The sequence below is a fragment of the Streptomyces sp. NPDC047971 genome, assembly GCF_040653355.1.
Lineage (GTDB): Bacteria > Actinomycetota > Actinomycetes > Streptomycetales > Streptomycetaceae > Streptomyces.
Map to the genome: position 1 here is coordinate 204,599 of NZ_JBEZNW010000006.1, position 20,355 is coordinate 224,953.

Annotated in this window: 19 protein-coding genes; 11 read left to right on the top strand and 8 right to left on the bottom strand. The window is 72.5% G+C overall.

Features of this window, described 5'->3' with window-relative positions:
- Positions 1–13 precede the first annotated feature (13 nt).
- Genes AB0D99_RS08970 through AB0D99_RS08985 form a run of 4 tightly spaced genes read left to right on the top strand, consistent with a single transcriptional unit; the run spans position 14 to position 4,996 of the window.
- On the top strand, positions 14–796 hold the full coding sequence (locus tag AB0D99_RS08970; protein ID WP_362358328.1) for a hypothetical protein: 783 nt from the start codon (positions 14–16) through the stop codon (positions 794–796).
- Positions 793–2,085 (top strand): HAMP domain-containing sensor histidine kinase, encoded by a 1,293-nt coding sequence (locus AB0D99_RS08975; RefSeq protein ID WP_362358329.1) that lies wholly within the window; start codon positions 793–795, stop codon positions 2,083–2,085. Before AB0D99_RS08970 ends, AB0D99_RS08975 begins: the two co-directional genes overlap by 4 nt.
- Positions 2,086–2,141: 56 nt before the next feature.
- Positions 2,142–3,521, top strand: a complete 1,380-nt coding sequence (locus tag AB0D99_RS08980) for an FtsW/RodA/SpoVE family cell cycle protein (protein WP_362358330.1) — start codon at positions 2,142–2,144, stop codon at positions 3,519–3,521.
- The gene (locus AB0D99_RS08985) at positions 3,518–4,996 is read left to right on the top strand and encodes a penicillin-binding transpeptidase domain-containing protein (RefSeq protein WP_362358331.1); all 1,479 of its coding nucleotides are present in this window, start codon (positions 3,518–3,520) and stop codon (positions 4,994–4,996) included. The genes AB0D99_RS08980 and AB0D99_RS08985 overlap by 4 nt, the downstream gene beginning before the upstream one ends.
- Here AB0D99_RS08985 and AB0D99_RS08990 read toward each other — a convergent pair.
- Both AB0D99_RS08990 and AB0D99_RS08995 read right to left on the bottom strand, forming a co-directional pair.
- Positions 4,989–5,828 carry a hypothetical protein gene (locus AB0D99_RS08990; protein WP_362358332.1) on the bottom strand — a complete coding sequence of 280 codons (840 nt, stop codon included), beginning with the start codon at positions 5,826–5,828 and terminating at the stop codon, positions 4,989–4,991. The genes AB0D99_RS08985 and AB0D99_RS08990 overlap by 8 nt on opposite strands.
- Before the next feature lie 147 nt (positions 5,829–5,975).
- Positions 5,976–7,085: a ferritin-like domain-containing protein gene (locus tag AB0D99_RS08995; RefSeq protein WP_362358333.1), complete on the bottom strand. Its 1,110-nt coding sequence runs from the start codon at positions 7,083–7,085 to the stop codon at positions 5,976–5,978.
- 167 nt (positions 7,086–7,252) lie between these two features.
- Here AB0D99_RS08995 and AB0D99_RS09000 point away from each other — a divergent pair, with 167 nt between their 5' ends.
- The 4 genes from AB0D99_RS09000 to AB0D99_RS09015 all read left to right on the top strand — a co-directional run bounded on the left by AB0D99_RS09000 (position 7,253) and on the right by AB0D99_RS09015 (position 10,709).
- Complete coding sequence (locus AB0D99_RS09000; protein ID WP_362358334.1) at positions 7,253–8,188, top strand: diiron oxygenase; 936 nt, start codon at positions 7,253–7,255, stop codon at positions 8,186–8,188.
- Positions 8,189–8,333: 145 nt separating this feature from the next.
- Complete coding sequence (locus tag AB0D99_RS09005) at positions 8,334–9,056, top strand: TetR/AcrR family transcriptional regulator (protein ID WP_362358335.1); 723 nt, start codon at positions 8,334–8,336, stop codon at positions 9,054–9,056.
- A 10-nt stretch (positions 9,057–9,066) separates the two neighbouring features.
- Positions 9,067–9,336 carry a hypothetical protein gene (locus AB0D99_RS09010; protein ID WP_362358336.1) on the top strand — a complete coding sequence of 90 codons (270 nt, stop codon included), beginning with the start codon at positions 9,067–9,069 and terminating at the stop codon, positions 9,334–9,336.
- 77 nt (positions 9,337–9,413) lie between these two features.
- Positions 9,414–10,709, top strand: coding sequence for an NlpC/P60 family protein (locus AB0D99_RS09015; protein WP_362358337.1), 1,296 nt, complete (start codon positions 9,414–9,416; stop codon positions 10,707–10,709).
- Here AB0D99_RS09015 and AB0D99_RS09020 read toward each other — a convergent pair.
- From AB0D99_RS09020 to AB0D99_RS09040, 5 genes are read right to left on the bottom strand one after another with little or no spacing between them, the layout of a single operon-like run.
- Positions 10,700–11,935, bottom strand: a complete 1,236-nt coding sequence (locus tag AB0D99_RS09020) for a styrene monooxygenase/indole monooxygenase family protein (protein ID WP_362358338.1) — start codon at positions 11,933–11,935, stop codon at positions 10,700–10,702. The genes AB0D99_RS09015 and AB0D99_RS09020 overlap by 10 nt on opposite strands.
- Positions 11,936–11,952: 17 nt before the next feature.
- Positions 11,953–12,618, bottom strand: coding sequence for an ATP/GTP-binding protein (locus AB0D99_RS09025; protein WP_362358339.1), 666 nt, complete (start codon positions 12,616–12,618; stop codon positions 11,953–11,955).
- Entirely contained in the window at positions 12,599–13,009 is a 411-nt protein-coding gene (locus AB0D99_RS09030) for a DUF742 domain-containing protein (protein WP_362358340.1), read from the bottom strand. Before AB0D99_RS09030 ends, AB0D99_RS09025 begins: the two co-directional genes overlap by 20 nt.
- Positions 13,006–13,488, bottom strand: a complete 483-nt coding sequence (locus AB0D99_RS09035) for a roadblock/LC7 domain-containing protein (RefSeq protein WP_362358341.1) — start codon at positions 13,486–13,488, stop codon at positions 13,006–13,008. Before AB0D99_RS09035 ends, AB0D99_RS09030 begins: the two co-directional genes overlap by 4 nt.
- Entirely contained in the window at positions 13,485–16,436 is a 2,952-nt protein-coding gene (locus tag AB0D99_RS09040) for a nitrate- and nitrite sensing domain-containing protein (RefSeq protein ID WP_362358342.1), read from the bottom strand. Before AB0D99_RS09040 ends, AB0D99_RS09035 begins: the two co-directional genes overlap by 4 nt.
- Before the next feature lie 373 nt (positions 16,437–16,809).
- Here AB0D99_RS09040 and AB0D99_RS09045 point away from each other — a divergent pair, with 373 nt between their 5' ends.
- Positions 16,810–17,592 carry a hypothetical protein gene (locus AB0D99_RS09045; protein WP_362358343.1) on the top strand — a complete coding sequence of 261 codons (783 nt, stop codon included), beginning with the start codon at positions 16,810–16,812 and terminating at the stop codon, positions 17,590–17,592.
- 17 nt (positions 17,593–17,609) lie between these two features.
- Here the strand turns inward: AB0D99_RS09045 and AB0D99_RS09050 are convergent, their stop codons facing one another.
- The gene (locus AB0D99_RS09050) at positions 17,610–18,101 is read right to left on the bottom strand and encodes a MarR family transcriptional regulator (protein ID WP_362358344.1); all 492 of its coding nucleotides are present in this window, start codon (positions 18,099–18,101) and stop codon (positions 17,610–17,612) included.
- A 215-nt stretch (positions 18,102–18,316) separates the two neighbouring features.
- Here AB0D99_RS09050 and AB0D99_RS09055 point away from each other — a divergent pair, with 215 nt between their 5' ends.
- Together AB0D99_RS09055 and AB0D99_RS09060 are read left to right on the top strand one after the other, a co-directional pair.
- Positions 18,317–19,138: a lysozyme gene (locus tag AB0D99_RS09055; RefSeq protein WP_362358345.1), complete on the top strand. Its 822-nt coding sequence runs from the start codon at positions 18,317–18,319 to the stop codon at positions 19,136–19,138.
- A 277-nt stretch (positions 19,139–19,415) separates the two neighbouring features.
- Positions 19,416–20,270 carry a lytic polysaccharide monooxygenase gene (locus AB0D99_RS09060; RefSeq protein ID WP_362358346.1) on the top strand — a complete coding sequence of 285 codons (855 nt, stop codon included), beginning with the start codon at positions 19,416–19,418 and terminating at the stop codon, positions 20,268–20,270.
- Positions 20,271–20,355 lie beyond the last annotated feature (85 nt).

The window sequence follows — 20,355 nt, forward strand, 5'->3', positions numbered from 1 at the left end:
CCCGAGGAGCAGTGTGAGAGCGCGCGGACGGCCGTTCGTCGCCGCCGTGGCCCTGGCCGCGGCGGCGCCGCTCGTGCTCTCCGGTTGCGGTGGCGTGGGCGGACTGGAGAGCGCCGGCCCCACGCGGACCGCCGTCGGCCCGGTCCGGCTCTGGCCCGACCTTCCGCCCGCGAGCGAGCCGCCCCTCGACTACGGCGAGACGGACACCCAGACCGTCCCCGGCATCAAGGCCCCCGACAACGACGTGCACCGCGTCGACGCCGTGGCCGTGGTCCGCGCCGAGGCGAACGCCCACCCCGACACCTACTCCGGCGCCGACGGCATGTACGAGGAGACGGCCCGGCAGATCGGCCGCTGCGCCACCGAGCCCACGAAGTGCCCGGTCATGCGGCCGTACTACCGCGACCTCACCGGCAACGGACGCGACGAGCTGATCGTCGGCATCCGGATGCCCGACCAGCAGGTCGGCCTGCGGGTCTATCTCGCCGAGAACGACACCCTCACCCGGATCATGTCCACCATCGATCAGGTCATCAGCGTCGAACTCGCGGGCCGGGACGTGATCGTGCGGGCCGCCTCGGCCGGGATTCCGGGGTACGAGTACCGCACCGCCTGGTCCTGGGACGAGCAGCAGCGCGCGATGCTGCCGGCCCGGGACGAGATCGTGCGCGTCAAACCGCCGGTCCCGTCACCCTCGCCGACCCCCGCGCCCCGTTTCGTGGAGCCGACGGCTCCCCCGTCCCCCTCGCCCCGCCCGTCCCCGCCCGCCGACGAGCTCTCCGGAGAGCCCCGGTGACCCGGCGTGCGAGGCCGCGCCTCCCCGCCTGGACCGCGACCCTCACCTGGAAGTCCACGGTCTTCATCGCGGTCATGTGCTGCGCCCTTGCGGCGCTGCTCGGCGCGCTCGTGCACGTATCGGTGGCCGGACAGACGGTGACCGACTCCAGGGAGAGGGCGCTGACCCGGCTCACCGCCGCCACCCGCGCCTACGAGGCGGGCGACCCGCTTCCCCGGTTCTCCGGGATCGACCCCGAGGGCCTGCCGGCCTCGCTGCGGGCCCTCGCCCTCCGGGGCGAGCACGGCACCATGGTCGCGGAGCACGAGGGCAGGCCGACGATGTGGGCGGCCGGTCCCGCGGACGGCCGCGCCCTCGCCGTCCAGCAGGACTACACGACGAGCGCCGAGACCATCGACGGGCTCGACCGCTCGATCCTGGGGTCCTCGGTCCTGGCGATCGGGGCCACGCTGCTGCTCGGCGCCTTCGCCGTCACCCGGGTCACCCGGCGGCTGCACCTGACCGCCCAGGTCGCCCGGCGGATCAGCGCGGGCGACCTCGACGCACGGGTCGACGACCCCCGGACGAAGGACCCTTCGCGCCCCCAGGACGAGGTGGCCACGGTCTCCGGGGCGCTCGACACGATGGCCTCCTCGCTCCAGGGCAAGCTGCAGACGGAACAACGCTTCACCGCCGATGTCGCGCACGAGCTGCGCACCCCGCTGACCGGCCTGTCGGCCGCCGCCGAACTGCTGCCGGAAGGCCGGCCCTCGGAGCTCGTACGCGACCGGGTGCGGGCGATGCGCGATCTGACCGAGGACCTGCTGGAGATCTCCCGGCTCGACGCCCGCAACGAGACGGTGGACCTGGCCGTGCACGACCTCGGCCCGCTCGCCCGAGGGGTGGTGCGCGCGTCGGGGACGGAAACCGAGGTGCGGGTCGTCCGCGACGCCACCGTCGAGACGGACAAGCGGCGGTTGGAGCGGGTCCTCGGCAATCTCCTCGCCAACGCGCACAAGCACGGCGCGCCGCCGGTGGTCCTGACCGTCGACGGCCCGGTCGTCACGGTGCGGGACCACGGCCCCGGATACCCCGAGTACCTCCTGGCGACCGGGCCGCAGCGGTTCCGTACGGAGAGCGGAGGCAAGGGGCACGGGCTCGGGCTCACGATCGCCGTGGGGCAGACCGAAGTGATCGGCGCGGAGCTGGTCTTCGGCGCGGCGCCGGACGGCGAGGGCGGCGCGCTGGCGAGGCTGACGCTGCCGGAGTACGTCTCCTTCGACGTGACGGAGACCGAGCCGGAGCCCTGACGGCACACCGTCACACATAAGGGATATAAGGGTTACCGCTTGCTACGTTGCGCACCATGACCGCAACGACGGCGGACGCTCCCCCGCCCGGGCCTCGCAACCCGAAGCGCCGCGGCGTGGAACTCTCCCTCCTCGTCTGCGCCGTCCTGATCTCCGTGCTCGGCTACGCCGACGTCGGCCTGGCCAGGAGCGGTGCCGTGCCGCCGGACGCCGTCCGCTACGGCGCCGGTCTGGGCGGGCTCGCGCTCCTCGCCCACCTGGCCGTCCGTTTGCGCGCCCCGTACGCCGATCCGCTGCTGCTGCCCATCGCCGTCCTGCTCAACGGACTCGGCCTGGTGCTGATCTACCGGCTGGACCTGGAGACCCCCCACGACCAGGCGGCCTTCACCCAGCTGGTCTGGTCGACGCTCGGGGTGGCCCTCTTCATCGCCGTCGTCGTCCTGCTGCGCGACCACCGGGTGCTCCAGCGCTACGCGTACCTGTCGATGGCCAGCGCGCTCGCCCTGATGCTGGTGCCGATCTTCTTCCCGGCCGTGAACGGGGCCAAGATCTGGATCCGGATCGGCGGACTCTCCTTCCAGCCGGGCGAGTTCGCCAAGATCCTGCTGGCCGTGTTCTTCGCCGCCTACCTCGCGGCGAACCGCAACGCGCTCGCCTACACCGGCCGCAGGATCTGGAGGCTCCAGTTCCCCACGGGCCGGGTGCTCGGGCCGATCGCCGCGATCTGGGCGCTGAGCGTGGGCGTCCTGATCCTGGAGAGGGACCTCGGCACCTCGCTGCTCTTCTTCGGACTCTTCGTGATCATGCTGTACGTGGCGACCGGCCGGACCGGCTGGATCGCCGTCGGGCTGCTCCTGGCCGCCGTCGGGGCGTTCGCCGTCGGCTCCCTGGAACCCCATGTGCACAGCCGGGTCGAGGACTGGCTGAACCCCTACGCCTCCATCGAGGCCGGCGACGGACCGGGCCAGCTCGCCCAGTCCCTCTTCTCCTTCGCCGCCGGCGGGGTCCTCGGGTCCGGTCTCGGGCTCGGGCACTCCATCCTGATCGGATTCGCCGCCAAGTCCGACTTCATCCTCGCCACGGCCGGCGAGGAGCTCGGCCTGGTCGGACTGACCGCGCTCTTCCTGCTGTACGCGCTGCTCGTCGCCCGCGGCTACCGGGCCGGACTCTCGCTGCGCGACCCCTTCGGCCGCCTCCTCGCGATCGGCCTCGCCTCCATCCTGGCGCTGCAGGTCTTCGTGATCGCCGGCGGGGTGATGGGCCTGATCCCGCTGACCGGGATGCCCATGCCCTTCCTCGCGCAGGGCGGCTCGTCCGTCGTCACCAACTGGGTCATCGTGGCGCTGCTGATCCGCGTCAGCGACTCGGCCCGCGCCCCGCTCCCCGACGCCGTCGAGACCGGGGTCGTCGCCCCGGTCGTGGAGGACGCCCGGTGATCCCCTACATCCGCCGCGCGGCCGCGCTCTGCCTCGTCCTCCTGGTGGCGCTCCTGGTGAACGCCGTACGGGTCATGGTCCTCCGGGCCGACGAGCTGGACGAGAACCCCGCCAACCGGCGCCCGGCCATCGCGCGTTGGGAGCAGCCGCGAGGCGCGATCCTCGTCGACGGGCGACCGGTGACCGGCTCACGGGACAGCGGGCAGCAGCTGCGCTACGAACGGACGTACAGACAGGGGCCGCTGTACGCGCCGGTGACCGGCTACGCGTCCCAGACGTACGGCACCGCGTTCGTCGAGAGCGCCGAGGACGGCATCCTCGCCGGCACGAGCGCGCTGCTCGCCCCCCTGCCGTTCTGGAACGACATCACCCGGGGCCGGCAGCCGGGCGGGAAGGCCGTGACCACCGTCCGGGCCTCGATGCAGGAGGCCGCCTACCGGGGGCTCGGCGGGAAGCGCGGGGCGGTCGCGGCGATCGAGCCGTCGAGCGGGCGGATCCTGGCCCTGGTCTCCTCGCCCTCGTACGATCCCGGGCTGCTCTCGGGAACCGGGCGGAAGGTCGAGGAGGCGTGGGCGCGACTGAACTCCTCGCCGAACCAGCCGATGCTGAACCGCGCGATCCGGCAGACCTATCCCCCCGGATCGACCTTCAAGATCGTGACCGCGGCGGCGGCGCTGGACGCGGACGTGGTGACGGACGTCGACGCGCCGACGGACACCCCGGACCCCTTCGTGCTGCCGGGCACGCGACAGGTCCTCCCGAACGCCACGAAGGGGTGCGGGAACGCCTCGCTGGCGTACGCGATCCAGTGGTCCTGCAACACGGTGATGGCCGGGCTCGGAGTGGAGGTGGGCCTGACGGGGATGGTCGACGCGGCGGAGAGGTTCGGCTTCGACGACACGCGCCTGGAGGTCCCCGCCTGGGTCGCGAGGTCCAACTTCGACACGGACATGAGCCCCGACCAGCTGGCACTCTCGTCGATCGGCCAGTTCAACACGACGGCGACCCCGCTGCAGATGGCGATGGTGGCGGCGGCGGTCGCCAACAACGGGGAGATCGCCCACCCGTATCTGGTCGAACGGACGACGACGTCCGGCGGCACCACGGTGGACACCACCGGCCGCCGCAGCTACCGGCAGGCGATGCGCCCCTCGACCGCCGCCCAGCTGCAGCGGCTGATGGTCAGGGCGGTCGAGGAGGGCACGGGCGGCAACGCCGCCATCCCCGGGGCGCGGGTCGGCGGCAAGACCGGCACGGCCCAGCACGGCCTCGGCAACACCGGGACGCCGTACGCCTGGTTCATCGCCTGGGCGCAGGCCGCGGACGCGGCCCAGCCCGCGGTGGCGGTGGCGGTCGTCATCGAGGACGCGGAGGCCAGCCGTACGGACATCAGCGGCGGCGGCAGCGCGGCGCCGATCGCCCGGGCGGTGATGGAGGAGGCGCTGCGCCCCGCCCCGTCCGCGGGTGTCAGCTGATCGGCTTGCGGATCTCCGCCCGGATCTTCGCCGTGATCTCGGCGAGCTCGGCCAGGTCGATGTCCTTCGGGTCGGCGGTCGCCTGCTCGGGGGTGACCCGGGCCACCGCGGCGGCGGTGTTGTCGTCGCCCCAGGCGCACATGGGGAGCGTGGTCGTGGCCAGGCCGTCCTTCGACGTGGTGACCTGGCAGCTGATGGTCACGCCGTACCCGGCGGGGGTGAAGTCCTTGGGCCGGACGACGAGTGTCGAGCCCTTCTCGGTGGCGGCGCCCTTGAGGATGGACGACCGGGTGAGCTCGGCGTTCTTGATCCGTCCGTGCATCCCGGAGACGACGAGGGCGGAGTCGTCCTCGCCGCTGTACTGCCCGACCGCCGCCTCGGCGTCCTTGACGGTGAGGTCGGGCGTGTCCTCGATCTCCTTGCCCTCGGTCTCGGACAGGTCGGCGACCAGCGTGTACTCGCCGGCGAGCAGGGTCTTGGGGACGACCAGCCGGTGCGTCGCCTCGGGGAAGGAGCCGGTGACACCGGAGAGCCCGGCGACCACTCCGTAACCGATACCGCCGACCAGGACCAGGGAGCCGACGACGATGGCCACGATCGCCCCGGCCGACAGCCCCTTCTTCGGCGGCGGCCCCATGGACGGCTGCCCCCACGCTCCCGCGCCCGGCCCCTGGTACTGCGGCGGCACACCCTGCTGGGGGAAACCCTGCGGCGGGAAGCCCTGCTGGGGGAAGCCCTGCGGAGCCCCGAACGCTCCCGGCTGCTGCGGGGGCGGCACCGGGCCGCCGTACGGGTGGTGGGGCGGCTGGTGCGGCGAAGGCGGCATGGTCATGCCGGGCACGCTACGTCACCGGTCCGAACGCCCGGGCCCCGGGTCCGTCCCGGCCTCACGCCTCGGGCGACCGTCCCGGCCTCACGCCTCCGGGCGACCGCCCCGAACTTCCCGGCCACACCTCCGCCACCCGCCCCGACTCTCGCGCTACGCCTCCGCCGCGCCCCGCGCGATCGCCTCGTCGACCTCCGCGATCCGCTCCCCCTCCTCCGCCGCGAAGCGCTCACGGTCCAGCGCCTCGGCCACCTCCTCGTCCTGGGTCATCAACAGGTCCAGGTTCGAGTCGCCGAGGTCGAAGACGCCCATGTCCAGGTACGCCTGCTGCAGCCGCTCGCCCCACAGGCCGATGTCCTTCACGCACGGGACGATCCGGCTGAACAGCAGCTTGCGGAAGAGGTGCAGGAACTCGCTCTGCTCGCTGAGCTCCTCCGCCTCCTTCTTCGGGATGCCGAAGTTCTCCAGCACCTCGACCCCGCGCAGCCGGTCCCGCATCAGGTAGCAGCCCTCGATCACGAACTCCTCGCGCTCGCGCAGTTCCGCGTCCGACAGCTGCTTGTAGTAGTCGCGCAGCGCCATCCGGCCGAAGGCCACGTGGCGGGCCTCGTCCTGCATCACGTACGCCAGGATCTGCTTCGGGAGCGGCTTGTCCGTCGTGTCGCGGATCATCCCGAAGGCGGCCAGCGCCAGCCCCTCGATGAGGACCTGCATCCCGAGGTACGGCATGTCCCAGCGCGAGTCGCGCAGGGTGTCGCCGAGCAGGCCCTGGAGGTTGTCGTTGATCGGGTAGAGCATCCCGACCTTCTCGTGCAGGAAGCGGCCGTAGATCTCCGCGTGCCGTGCCTCGTCCATCGTCTGGGTCGCCGAGTAGAACTTGGCGTCCAGGTCCGGGACCGACTCCACGATCCGGGCGGCGCAGACCATCGCGCCCTGCTCGCCGTGGAGGAACTGGCTGAACTGCCAGGAGGCGTAGTGCCTGCGCAGATCGCCCTTGTCCTTCTCGGTCATCATCGCCCAGTGGCGCGTGCCGTGGAGGGTGAGGACGTCGTCAGGGGTGCCGAGCGGGTCGTACGGGTCGACCTCCAGCTCCCAGTCGATGCGGGTGGCGCCGTCCCACTGCTTGTCCTTGCCCTTCTGGTAGAGGGCGAGGAGTCGCTCGCGGCCGTCCTCGTACTCCCAGCTGAAGCGGGCCTCCCCGGCCGCGGGGACGTTCCAGAGGGGTTCCCTCGTGGCCTTCACGTAGAGGTCGTGCGTCGACACTGACGACTCCTTCGCTCGCCGAACGTGCTCCTTCCGGCAGGCTCACACGTTGGTAGACAGACGGTCAACAAGTAGTGCGCAAGGGATTGACGACCTTACTGACGGGGAGTCTCATAAGTGCTGACCCAGGTAACTCGACCGTGTGCACAGCGAGGTGTCTCTCCGTCATGACCACTCGGACCGAGCACGACTTCACCCTCATCCGGGACGCCCTCGGCCCCCTGCGCGACCGGGAGCAGGTCGCCGCGCGGCTTCTCGAGTCCTCCCTGAAGCACTCCTTCGACCCGGAGACCGAACTCGACTGGGAGGCCCCGATCGAGGACGGCAAGTGGTTCTGGCCGCCCGAGCTCGTCTCCCTCTACGACACCCCGCTGTGGCGGAGGATGTCCGAGGAGCAGCGGATGGACCTCGCCCGCCACGAGGCCGCCTCGCTGGCCTCGCTGGGCATCTGGTTCGAGATCATCCTGATGCAGCTGCTCGTCCGGCACATCTACGACAAGTCCCTCACCAGCAACCACGTGCGCTACGCGCTCACCGAGATCGCCGACGAGTGCCGGCACTCGATGATGTTCGCCCGGATGATCCAGAAGGGCGGCGCACCCGCGTACCGGGTCCCGCGGATCTACCACAACCTGGCCCGGGTCCTGAAGACCGTCTCCACCACCCCCGGCTCCTTCGCGGCCACCCTCCTCGGCGAGGAGATCCTCGACTGGATGCAGCGTCTGACCTTCCCGGACGAGCGCGTCCAGACCCTGGTGCGCGGTGTGACCCGCATCCACGTCGTCGAGGAGGCACGCCATGTCCGTTACGCCCGGGAGGAGCTGCGGCGCCAGATGGTGACCGCGCCCCGCTGGGAGCAGGAGTTCACCCGGCTCAGCTGCGGCGAGGCAGCCCGCGTCTTCTCCACCTGCTTCATCAACCCCCAGGTGTACGAGAACGTCGGCCTGGACCGCCGCCAGGCCCTCGCCCAGGTCCGCGCGAGCGGGCACCGCCGGGAGGTCATGCAGTCCGGCGCGAAGCGGCTGACGGACTTCCTCGACGACATCGGGGTCCTGCGGGGACCGGGCCGGCGGCTGTGGAAGTCCTCCGGGCTGCTGGCGTGAGCGGCACCCCGCGCGGGGCGGCCCCGGGATGCGGCGCCGGTTCCGGTGCGGGCGCCCGCCCGCACCGGCCGCCCCGGCCGGGCGGTGGAGCCGCGCGTCGATGCGGCCCTCCTGCCCGTCACCTCGCGGAGCTACCCTGCGAGGCATGACCAGTGCCGCCTCGCCCGCGTACCGCCGGCTCAGCGTCGAGGAACGACGGCTGCAGCTCCTCGCCGCCGCCCTGACGCTCTTCGCCCACCGGGCTCCGGACGAGGTCTCCCTCGACGACGTCGCCGAGGCGGCCGGCGTCTCACGGCCGCTCGTCTACCGCTACTTCCCCGGCGGGAAGCAGCAGCTGTACGAGGCGGCGTTGCGCTCCTCCGCCGACGCCCTGGAGCGGTGCTTCTCGGAGCCCCCCGCCGGTCCGCCGACCGAGCGCCTCGGCAGGGTGCTCGACCGCTACCTCGCCTTCGTCGACCAGCACGACGCCGGGTTCAGCGCGCTCCTCCAGGGCGGGAGCGTCGCCGAGACCTCCCGTACGACGGCGATCGTGGACGAGGTGCGGAGGGCCGCGGCCGAGCAGATCCTCGTGCACCTGGGGGTGGACGCCCCCGGCCCCCGGCTGCGGATGATGGTCCGCACCTGGATCGCGGCGGTGGAGGCGGCTTCGCTGATCTGGCTCGACGAGGGCAAGCAGCCGCCCGCCGCCGAGCTGCGGGACTGGCTCGTCGACCATCTGATCGCGCTGCTCGCCGCCACGGCCGCGACCGACGAGGAGACGGCGGCGGTCGTCAAGCGGCTCCTCGCACAGGAGCGCCCGCAGGGACCGGTAGGCACCCTCGCGCTCCGAGTGACCCCCGTGGTGAGCGAGGCGGCACACCTCATATGAGACTGGTGGCGTGAGAAGCGAGAACACCCCCTTCCGTGGCGGCCCCCTCGACGGCCGGGTCCTGCCCGTCCTCGTCGGCCCCACCGGACATCCGCCGAAGTGGTACGAGGTGCCCGTGCCGGACGCCGACGGCGGGCCACCGACCGTCCACGCGTACCGGCGCGAGCCGGCCGGGCACACCAAGCGGCTCGGGATCCAGCGCGGCTGGGTCTACGAGTACGCCCCCGAGGGGCGGGAACGCCACGAACTGAAGTGGCCCTGGTCCAAGCCGAACGGGTGAGCCGCTTAGGCCGAATCGCCCCTTCATGGGCTCATCGCACCATCCCGCGCGCTCATCATCTCCCTGGAGGTGATGACGTGTCAGGAAGGCTGCTGCGCACGGTGTGCACGGGGGTGCTGGTCGCCGCGACGACCCTTGCGGGGCTGCCGTCGGCGACCGCGGACGATCCGGCGGACGCGCCGGCCGAGACCCCGGCCGAGGCGTCGTCGGCCCCGCCGGTCGACCCGCCCGCCGAAGACCCGCCTGCCGACGACGCACTCCCGGAGGCGCCGACGGGTTCGGCTCCGAGCACCACCACGGACCCGGCCGACGGCACCCCCCTCGACGACGCCGCCGAACTCCCGCCCCCGGGAGGCGACTCCGTCGCCGCCCTCCTCACCCGACTCCAGACCCTCTACCGCCGGGCCGAGCAGGCCACCGAGAGTTTCAACGCCACCGACGAGGACCTACGGCTCCAGACCGCCGACACCAAGAAGGTCACCGCCGCCCTCACCGCGGCCCGCAAGGCGCTCACCGAGGGCCGTGACGCGGCCGGGAGGCTGGCGCGCGAGCAGTACCAGGGCCGCTCGGAGATCTCCGGATATCTGCGGCTGCTGCTCGCGAAGGAGCCCCAGCACGCCCTGGACCAGCACCATCTGATGGCCCGTGCGGCCCGCGACCGGGCCGGTACCCTCTCTCGCCTCGCCGAGGCGGAGAAGAAGGCGGACGCCCTCGCGAGCCGCTCGCGCCAGGCCCTGGACCGGCAGCAGTCGCTCGTCGCGCGGCAGCGGAAGCAGCGGGACGACGTCCAGATGAAGCTGAAGGACGTCCAGAGGCTGCTCGCCACGCTCTCTCCCGACCGGCTCGCCCGGCTGACGGAGCTGGAAAGGACGCAGACCGCGGGGGCGCAGCGCGAACTCCTCGACTCGGGCGTCCTCGACACCGGCCTGACCCCGTCGCGGGAGGGCGGGGAGGCGCTGAGGTACGCGGTACGGCAGATCGGCAAGCCGTACGTGTGGGGCGCCGAGGGACCGGAGTCGTACGACTGCTCGGGGCTGACCTCGCAGGCATGGGCGAGCGCCGGCCGGGAGATCCCGCGGACCAGCCAGGAGCAGTGGCGGACGCTCCCGAGGGTGTCCCTCGGGGAGCTGCGCCCCGGCGATCTGGTGGTCTACTTCCCCGAGGCCACGCACGTGGCGATCTACCTCGGCCACGGTCTGGTCGTGCAGGCACCGCGCCCGGGAGCGAAGGTCAAGGTCTCCCCGATCGCCGCCAACCCGCTCCTGGGCGCCGTCCGCCCCGACCCGGGCCTCCCGGGCCTGGAGACGTACGCGCCGCCCGCGCTCCCGGAGGGAGCGACGGACGGCTCGGACGAGGGCTTCGATCAGCCCTGAGTCACCGACGCCAGGTAGGCGGACGTCTTCTCCGGCTCGTAGAAGAAGTTCTCGAAGTCGGCCGGGTCGTTGAAGCCGTTCGCGAAGCGGTCGGCGACCGGCTGGAGCTGGCCGGCGGCGCCGATCAGGTTCAGGACGTGCTCCGGCGGGACACCGAGCATGGCGTTCGTCCACTTCGTGACGTGCTGCGCGGTGTTCCAGTAGCGGTCGAACGTGGCCTGCATCCACGCCTCGTCGAAGGGCTTGTCGCCGTTCTCGACGATCGAGGCCAGGTAGGCGGCCGCGCACTTGGAGGCCGAGTTCGAACCCTGTCCGGTGATCGGGTCGTTGGCGACGACGACGTCCGCGACGCCGAGGACCAGGCCGCCGCCGGGCAGGCGGCCGATCGGCTTGCGCACGGTCGGCGCGTACCGGCCGGCCAGCGTGCCGTTGGCGTCGGTCAGCTCGACCTTGGTCGCCCGCGCGTACTCCCAGGGCGTGAACTTCTCCATCAGCTCCAGCGTGAGGGAGAGGTGCTCGGAGGGGTCCTTGACGCCCTGGAAGACGTCGAGGGGGCCGCCGGGGATCCCCTCCCAGAAGAGGATGTCGGCACGGCCGGAGGTCGTCAGGGTCGGCATGACGAAGAGCTCGCCGACGCCCGGGACCAGGTTGCAGCGCACGGCGTCGAAGTCCGGGTGCTCGGGGCGCGGGCCCAGGCCGTGGACGTAGGCGACGGCCAGCGCGCGCTGCGGCTCGGCGTACGGGGAGCGGGACGCGTCCCGGCCGAACATGGAGACCAGTTCGCCCTTGCCGGCGGAGACCAGCACCAGGTCGTACGTGCGGGAGAAGAAGTCCAGGTCGGAGACTGCCGCGCCGTGGATGACGAGCTGGCCGCCGCGCTGGGCGAAGGTCTCCATCCAGCCGGCCATCTTCACCCGCTGGTCGACCGACTGCGCGTACCCGTCGAGCCTGCCCACCCAGTCGATGACCCGGCTGGAGTCCGGGGCCGCCACGGAGACGCCGAGGCCCTCGATCCGCGGGGCCTGGGACTCCCAGAAGTTCAGGGCGAGGTCCCGCTCGTGCTGGAGCGCGGTGTCGAACATGCACTGGGTGGACATGACCCGGCCGGACCGGATCTCGTCCGCCGTGCGATTGGACATGAGGGTGACTTCGTACCCCTGCGACTGCAGTCCGAGAGCGAGCTGGAGACCGGACTGACCGGCTCCGACGATGAGTATCTTCCGCATGGCGGGTTCCTAACGCGTTATTCGGGGGTGGCTTCGAGCGCGTGCGCGACCATCGCGAGCAGCGACTCGATGACGCTGTACCGCTTGCGCGCGTCCATGATCACGACCGGCACGTGCGGGGGCACCGTGAGGGCCTCCCGGACGTCCTCGGCCTCGAACGCCTCGGTGCCCTCGAAGTGGTTGACCGCGACGATGTACGGCAGCCCGCAGCTCTCGAAGTAGTCGAGCGCGGGGAAGCAGTCGGTCAGCCGACGGGTGTCGGCGAGCACGATCGCGCCGATCGCGCCGCGCACCAGGTCGTCCCACATGAACCAGAACCGCTGCTGTCCCGGGGTACCGAAGACGTACAGCACGAGGTCCTCGGCGAGGGTGATCCGGCCGAAGTCCATCGCCACGGTCGTGGTGAGCTTGTCGGGCGTGTCGGAGAGGTCGTCGGTCTCCTCGCTGGCCCGGGTCATCAGGGCCTCGGTCTGCAGCGGAGTGATCTCCGAGACGGCCCGGACGAAGGTCGTCTTGCCGACCCCGAAGCCACCCGCGACGACGACCTTGGTCGCGATCGGGGCCCGGGTGTGGTCGAGCTGCCAGTCCTGGGCGCCCTCTTCGGTGCGGGTACCGGGGGCTTCGGGCTGGGCCGGTATCCCGGCGAGCGGCGGGGCAGCGACCTCAGAGACGGCGGAGTCCACTCAGCACCCTTTCGAGCAGCGCGCGGTCGGGCTGGCCGGTGCCGTGACCGGTCCCGTACACGCGGATCTTTCCCTGGTCGGCCAGGTCGCTGAGCAGCACCCGGACGACACCCAACGGCATCTTCAGGAGGGCCGAGATCTCCGCGACGGTACGCATCCGACGGCAGATCTCGACGATGGCCCGCATCTCCGGCATCAGCCCGCGGGCCCGCCCGCCGTTCGTCAGCGCCTTCCGCTCGGGCGACGCCTCCAGCGCCGCGACGAAGGTCTCGACGAGCAGGACGTGGCCGAAGCGGGTACGGCCGCCGGTGAGCGAGTACGGGCGCACGCGCGCCGGGCGCCGGCCGTCGCCGCGCAGGGGCAGCTTGTGGGCGTGGGATGCGGACGTCACTGGGTGCTCTCCAACGATTTGCGCAGCTCACTGCGGAGTTCGGGGGTGAGTACATGTCCGGCGCGTCCGACGAAGAGCGCCATGTGGTACGCCACGACACTCATGTCGCAGTCGGGGTCGGCATGCACCCCGAGCAGCGAACCGTCGCTGATCGACATGACGAAGACGCTGCCCTCGTCCATCGCCACCATGGTCTGCTTGACGCCGCCGCCGTCCATCAGCCGTGCCGCGCCGACGGTGAGGCTGCCGATGCCCGAGACGATGGTCGCGAGGTCGGCACTGGACCCGCGCGGGCCCTTGGCGCGGCCCTCGGTGGGAGTGGCGGCCTGCGCTGCCGGGTCGGACGAGAGCAGCAGCAGCCCGTCGGACGAGACGACGGCGACCGAGCGGAGCCCTGGCACCTCCTCGACGAGGTTGCCCAGCAGCCACTGCAGGTTGCGGGCTTCCCTGCTCAGTCCGAATGTTCCGGTCGCAGTCAACTGCGTGCCTCCTCGACTGTGTCCCCCGTCTTCTCCTCGGTACCTGCGGTCTGTGTCTGTACGGCTTCGATCTCCGCCTCGACGTCTCGGCGCCCCTCTTCCGCCCCCCGGTGGAAGCCGCCGAGCCTGCGCCGCAGCTCCTCGGCGTCGATCGCGCCCGCACGCGGGGCGGCGGGCGCGTCGGCCTGCTGGACGATCTGGGGCGTGCGCTTGGGCAGCCCCTTGTCCGTGAGGCGCTGGGCGGCCGGCTCGGTCTCCTCGGCCGCCCGCTCGTGCGTGTCGGGCTCGGGCGGCGGGTCGGGGAGACGGACCTGGAGGGTCGTCTCGGCCGCCGTGGGCTCGGGCTCCGTCTTGTCCGCCACGGGCTCGGGCCCGGCCGGCACGGGGTCGGGCCCGGCCGGCACGGGGTCGGGCCCGGCCGGCACGGCGGGGTCCGGGCCGACGGCCGACTCGCGCTCGGCCGCCGTGGGCTCGGGTGCCGTGGGCTCGGCCGCCGTGGGCTCGGGTGCCGTGGTCGCGGGCACCTCCGCCCCGGGTGCCGTGGTCGCGGGCGCCTCGGTCGCGGGCACCTCCGCCCCGGGTGCCGTGGTCGGGGGCACCTCCGCCCCGGGTGCCTCCGTGGCCGGTTCCGCCGCGGCCTCGGCCTCGGCCTCGGCGAACGCCTGCTCCGCGGCCTCCACCAGGGGATCCCGGGTACGGGACGGCAAGGCGTTGGAGTTCGCCTCGGCGACCGAGCCCGGAAGGTTCAGCGTGGGCGCCGCCCCGGCGACCGGGACCACCGGCGGGACCGCGGTGGGCGGGGCCGTCGGCAGCAGCGGCAGCGGCAGCACGACCACGGCCGCGATGCCGCCCTGCTTCTGCTCCCGCAGCTGCACGCGTACGCCGTGGCGGGCGGCGAGCAGCGCGGTGACCCGGATGCCGAGCCCCTCCCCCGCGATGTCGCCGGGGTCGGCCTCGGCGAGCCGCGCGTTGAGCTCGGCGAGCCGGGACTCGGTCATGCCGATGCCCTCGTCCTGGACGGAGAGCATCACCTCGCCGCTCTCCAGGAGCCAGCCGGAGAGCTGGACCTGTGCGTCGGGCGGCGAGAAGGACGTGGCGTTCTCGAGGAGTTCGGCGACCAGGTGGCTGAGGTCGTCCGCGGCGAAGCCGGCGACCTGGGCGTGCGGCGGCAGGGACTGGATGGTCACCCGCTCGTAGCGCTCGATCTCGCTGACGGCGGCGCGCAGCACGTCGACGAGCGGGACCGCTCCGGGGTGGCCGTGGACGTGCTCGTGACCCGCGAGGACCAGGAGGTTCTCGCTGTGCCGGCGCATGACGGTCGCCATGTGGTCGAGCTTGAAGAGGGTGGCCAGCCGGTCCGGGTCCTGCTCGCGCTCCTCCAGCTTCTCGATCACCCCGAGCTGACGCTCCACGAGACCGAGGCTGCGCAGCGAGAGGTTGACGAAGGTGTGGTGGACGGTGTGCCGGAGGCGTTCGAGTTCGGCGGTGAGGAGGGCGGTGTGGCCCTGGAGTTCGGCGCGCTGGTCGGCCAGCTCGGCGGTGAGGGCCTCGCGGGCGCCGGTCAGGTCGGCGCGCTCGCTGTCGAGCCGCTCGGTGCGCCTGGCGAGGTCGGCCAGCTTGCCCTGGAGGGTGTTGAGGGACCGTACGACCTGGGCGAACTCGTCGTTGCGGCCGGTGAAGCGGACCGGCTCCTCGGCCTCCGGGGCGGCGGCGAGCCGCGCGGCGCCGATGCGCACCACGGCGAGCGGGCGGGTCAGGGTGCGGGCCACGAAGGTGGAGATGCCGACCGCGACCAGCAGACAGCCGCCCAGGAAGGCGATGCGCAGTTCGAGGGCGGTGACGTCGTCGTCGCGGAGCTGGGTCAGCCGGGCGACCTGCTCGGTGGAGAGCGCCGACTCGACGCCGCGCATCTGCTCGATGCGGGCGGAGAGGGCGGCTTCCAGCTTCTCGGGGTCGGTGCCGCGCTCGGACGCGCTGAGCGTCGGCTGGTCGGTGAGACCGGTCAGGAAGCGCTCGGCGCTCTTGACGTCGGGGCCCGTCACGGTGCCGGCGAGGGAGTCCCGCCCGGCGGCCGTGGCGGCCTGGTCGAAGTCGGCGAGGGCGCCCAGTTCGCGGACCCGGGCCTGCTGGGCGGCGGCCGTCAGCGCGTTGCGGGCCCGGTCGGCCTCGTCGGCTCCCTCGGCCTCGTCGGGCACGTAGGTGCCGGTCTCCGGGTCGTAGGTCGTGGTGCCCGGGGCCTCGGGCTGGGGGACGGCGAGGGCGGCGAGCAGGAGTCCGCGGGTCGCCGCCGCCTGCTCGACGGCGCGGCCGAGGGCGGCAGGGGCGCGGGTGGCCTCCGCGGCGCGGGCGGGGGTCTGTTCGGCGAGCTCGTCGGCGAGGTCCTGGAGCTTGGCGATGACGTCCGAGTACGCCTTGTGGGCTTCCAGGGCGGTGCCCTTGCCGGTGAGCGCGGTACGGCGGACGGCCGGAAGGTCCGCGAGGTCCCTGCGCAGTTCGGCGGAGGCGGCGGGCTTGATCTCGTCGATCTGCCGGTCGACGCGGGTGGAACGCGCGCTGGTGACCTGCCGCTTCTTCGCGCTGTCGCCCTTCTGCTCGTCCCGGCCGGCGGCGATGTAGGCGACGACCTCGTCGCGCTCGTCGGCGAGCGAGTGGGCGAGGGTGACGGCCTGGCGGTCGAGCTCGGCCAGGGTGACCAGGTTCTGGGCGTCGGTCAGTTCGCCGGAGACGGTGAGGATCGCGGGGGCGCCGGCGGCGAGGACGGTGACGCCGACGAGGGCGACGCCGGCGACCAGCCTGTTGCGGACGCGCTTGGGCCGGCCCGCGGGGACGCCGGTGGTGGCGCCGCTCTCGGGGCTCGTGGCTCCGCCTGTGGTCAGCGGGTCACCGGGGCCCTGGCTCCGCGTGCCGCTGTTGCTCCGAGGCCGCTTCTTCTGCACCGGTGCTCGCATTCTCGACTCGTCGACCCATGAAGCAGAGGTGACGACCGGTCACATCTCAGAGCGCCCCCACCCCTGGTACGGCTTCCGACCATTCCAGCGCTTTTGGGAAGGGGACGCGCATCGGCCGCTCCGCCACCCGAACGAGTGAACAACACTCCCGAGTTGGCGAACAACTCCGCGCGAGGACCTTCACCGGCCCGTTCGGTGTGCCGGTTGGATCTTCCGTGCGGGCTTTGGCAGGATGCCCGCCCGCAGCTTCCCGGAGGCCCCCCTTCCGCCCCGCGTGCGCCCCATGGAGGTTCGGTACGGCCCGGATCCGGCCATTTGGAGGCCGTGTGAAGGAGTCATGCAGGCTTTCCGGAGCGGGGGCAGACTGGGGATCATGCGCACCGAAGCGGCCACCCTCCCCGGCAACCCCGAACGCCCTAATGAGGACTGGGTGGCGACGGCTCTCCCCGCGTACGGCGGGGGCGGGACGGTCGTGGTGCTGGACGGGGTCACACCACCGGCGGGCGACGACGGCTGCGTGCACGACGTGCCCTGGTTCACCGCCCGGCTGGGCGGGGCTTTGACCGAACTATCCGCTTCGCGAACCGATATGACGCTCTCCGGGATCCTGGCGCTGGCAATCCGGCGCACCGCGGACGGCCATCGGGAGACCTGTGACCTTTCTCACGTCCGTACTCCACAGGCGACCGTCGCGATGGCCCGCTGGGACGCGGACCGGGTCGAGCATCTGGTCCTCTCCGACGCCGCGCTGCTCCTGGAGGCGCCGGACGGTTCGGTGCGGGCGGTGCTCGACGACCGGCTCGACCGGGTCCCGGACGAGATCCGCCGTTCCCTGGCGGCGACGGACCGGCTGCGCAACCAGGAGGGCGGCTTCTTCACGGCGGCCGCCGACCCGGACGTCGCACGACGTGCCGTGACGGGGACGACGCCCCGCGCCGCCGTACGGGCCGTGGCGGCCCTCACCGACGGCGCGACACGGTGGGTGGACCTGTTCGCGGAGGGCGACTGGGCCGACTGCTGCGGGGTGCTGCGGGAGGAGGGCCCGCGCGGGCTGCTCACCCGGGTCCGGGCCCGGGAGACGGCCGACGCGGCGGCGGGCGGCATGCCTCGCCGGAAGACGCACGACGACGCGACCGCCGCCTACGCGGTCCTCTGACGGTCTGCCACGGCCGGTCAGCTCTCCGCGCGGGTGTTGAGCTGATGGAGGAGGCGGGCCAGTTCGGCGACCTCGCCCCGGTCCCAGTCCGCGAGCTTGCGGACGTACCGTCCGCGCCGCGCGTCCCGTACCCGGCGGAAGCGCAGGCGCCCCTCCTCCGTGAGCCGGACCAGCGAGGCGCGCCCGTCGGCGGGGTCGGGGTCGCGGGCGACGAGGCCGAGCTCCTCCAGGGCGCGCAGTTGGCGGCTCATCGTCGCCTTGCCGACGCCGAAGTAGCCGGCGAGGTCGGTGGCGCGCTGCGGACCGGTGTCGTCGAGCCGGACGAACAGGCCGTAGGCCGCGGGCTCCAGTTCGGGGTGGACCTCGCGGGCCATCTCGCCGGACTGGGCGCGGGCGCGGCGCAGAAAGACCGCCAGTTCCCTTTCGAGGGCGAGGAATTCCTGGTCCACACCACTCCGCGCCGACGAACCGGTCGGCTCGCCTTCACTCCCCGTACCGCTTCCGTGCACGTCAGCACCCCTCGCGCGCTTTCCGGTCGCTGAAAGTTTCTTCCGGCCGCGGCCATCGCCGCAGCTCCTCCAGTATTTCGCAGGCGTAGACCAACGGCAGCACCCAGCCCCCCTTCCGCCCGGCCGGTCTACGTGCGTAGCGTCTTCCCCAGCGGCTTCGCTGACATGTCCACACCAGGCCATGTCTCTCCCCCACCGCCTTTCGGAGGCACGCAATGCCCGTGCACAGATCCGGAAAGACCCTCGCCGGCAGCGCCCTCGCGGCCCTGGCCCTCCTCCTGCCCCTCTCCCTCCCCGGCGCGGCGAACGCCGCCGACTCCGAGGCCGTCCCCCCACGCGGCTCCGCCCACATGGGCATGGGCGTCATCGAACACGACGGCCGGATCGGCACGCCCGGCACACCCCGCGCCGTCCAGACCGAAGGCGTGGACGTCTCCAGCCACCAGGGGAACGTGGCCTGGGCGACCCTGTGGAACAGCGGGGTGAAGTGGGCCTACGTCAAGGCGACGGAGGGCACCTACTACAAGAACCCCTACTTCGCGCAGCAGTACAACGGCTCGTACAACGTCGGCATGATCCGCGGGGCGTACCACTTCGCCACGCCGGACACCACGACGGGAGCGGCCCAGGCCGACTACTTCGTGAACAACGGCGGAGGCTGGTCCAAGGACGGCAGGACGCTGCCGGGCGCCCTGGACATCGAGTGGAACCCCTACGGGGCGACCTGTTACGGCAAGTCGCAGTCCGCGATGGTCACGTGGATCCGTGACTTCCTCAACCGCTACAAGGCGCGGACCGGCCGGGACGCCGTAATCTACACGGCGACGAGCTGGTGGACGCAGTGCACCGGCAACTACGCGGGCTTCGGCGCGAGCAACCCGCTGTGGATCGCGCGGTACGCGTCGACGGTCGGCACGCTCCCTGCGGGCTGGCCGTACTACACGATGTGGCAGTACACCTCGACCGGCCCGACGGTCGGCGACCACAACCGCTTCAACGGCGACCTCTCGCGGGTCCAGGCGCTGGCCAACGGCTGAGCCGAGCCCCGTCTCCCCCGGAAAGACCTCCGCGACGGCTCCGGCCCCGCACCCTGCCCGACGGGCGAGGCGCGGGGCCGGAGCCGCGTCCGGACCCGCTCGCCCCGTCCACCGTCCGCCCCCACGGCCCGCGGCGCCTTCGCCTTTCTGCGCCCACCCCCTTGCTCATTGGTATGGACCAATGCGAGGCTCAGGGAGCGCGTACGGCTTTCAACTTCCGTACACGGCCCGCTCGTTGCTCCTCCCCTACTCCCCACGCACGAGAGAGAGCCCCGTCATGGCCTCGTACCGTCGCACCGCGGCAGCCGTCACCCTGTCCGCTGCCGCCCTGATCCCCCTGACCCCCGCCACCGCGGGAGCACACGGCGCCGTCTTCAACCCGGTGAGCCGGGTGGCGGCCTGTTACGCGGAAGGGCCCGAGACGCCGAAGTCACAGGTGTGCAAGGACCTGGTCGCCGACTCCGGCACCCAGCCGCTGTACGACTGGAACGAGGTGAACATCGCCAACGCCGACGGGCAGCACCGGCTGCTCATCCCGGACGGCAAGCTCTGCTCGGCCAACCGGGAGAAGTACCGCGCGCTCGACTGGGCCCGCACGGACTGGCCGGCCACGGCGGTCGGTGCCGGAGCCTTCGACTTCAAGGTGCGGGTGACGGCGCCGCACTCCGGCACGATGACGGTCTACATCACCAAGCAGGGCTTCGACCCGACCCAGCCGCTCAACTGGTCCGACCTCGACGCGACCCCCGTGGCCACCTACGCCACCACCCGCACGGCGACCGACGGCTTCTACCAGTTCACCGGCACCCTGCCGGCCCGCACCGGCCGCCACATCGTCTACAAGGTCTGGCAGCGCAACGACAGCCCGGAGGCGTTCTACAGCTGCTCGGACGTCACCTTCGGCGGCGGTACGACAGCGGCCTCGGCCCCGAGCGAGGCGAAGATCGCCGCGGGCGCCGACCGCTCCACGGTGAGCCACGCGGGCCACGGCGGCGACGAGCAGGCACCCGCGCTCTCCGCCGAATCCGCCCCGACACCCTCCTCCCCACTCCCCCTCGCCCTCGCGGGCGCCGGCGCGCTGGCGGCCTTCGGAGCGGGCAGCCTGCTTCTGACGCGCCGCCGGAACGGCTGACGGGCCGAAGCAGGCGGGGCGCGCCACGAGGAGCACCACCCGGCATCGGAAAGCGGGGCGCGCCACGAGGAGCGCCACCCGGCAC